At 70.1% G+C, this 789-nt stretch carries 1 pseudogene; it reads right to left on the reverse strand.

Annotated elements, in window-relative coordinates:
* A pseudogene (locus tag ACY45C_RS18385) lies at nt 1-546 on the reverse strand (hypothetical protein); the annotation flags it as partial.
* Nucleotides 547-789 lie beyond the last annotated feature (243 nt).

Here is a 789-nt window from a genome sequence, read left to right on the forward strand (position 1 = left end):
TGATTCGACGAAAGGTGCGGTCGGATCCCCGGGATAGTCGGGATAGGCCGGGTGGGCCGGATCAGCGGCTCCGGCCGGCCTGGCGGGATGGCCGAGCCTGGCGGAGGAGGGCGGGCCCCCGGCGGAATCTGGATCGCCCGAAGGGGCGACAAGGCGTGGCAACGTCCGTGCTCCGTCCGTTTCCGGGATGCCGGGAACGGGGTGGACGGGGTCGGGGTAGGTAGACCGGGCCGGGAAGGACGATCGGCTCTGCTCGCGGCGGCCCGCCCACCGGTCGTCGTCCCGATCGTCATCAGCCCTGGCCCGGACGAGCCGATCGGACGACGGTCGATCGGCCTGGATCAGCACGTCGCCCGGGGTGGGCCCGCCGGGCGCGGCGAGCCCGAAGGCGATGACCGCGACCGTGAATCCAGCCGCCGCGACCGCGCCGCTTCGCCGCCGGTCCAGAATTCCGGCCCAGCCGACCCGCCCACGCAGGATGCCTGCGACACCGATCAGCATCACCATCACCGCAAGCAAAGCGATGATCATCGCAACCGCCGACATCGGGGCTCCCAGGTCGCAGCATCAGCACGAGAACCCGAACCGTAACTCGCCGAAAGTAACGAGACGAATACCAGAACGTCGTGTCGCCCTCCGCGTACCCGGAAAAGTGCGGCAACCGACGGCCTCGAGCGAGAACGATCAGCCGCCCGAGGTGACAGGCTGCTCCGCATCGAGGGACTGCTCTGCTACGACGGGCCCAATGAACCGGCCGCCGTGCCGGCCAGCTGTCCGGTCGCCCTAGGC

This window comes from Frankia sp. CcWB2 (assembly GCF_977927585.1).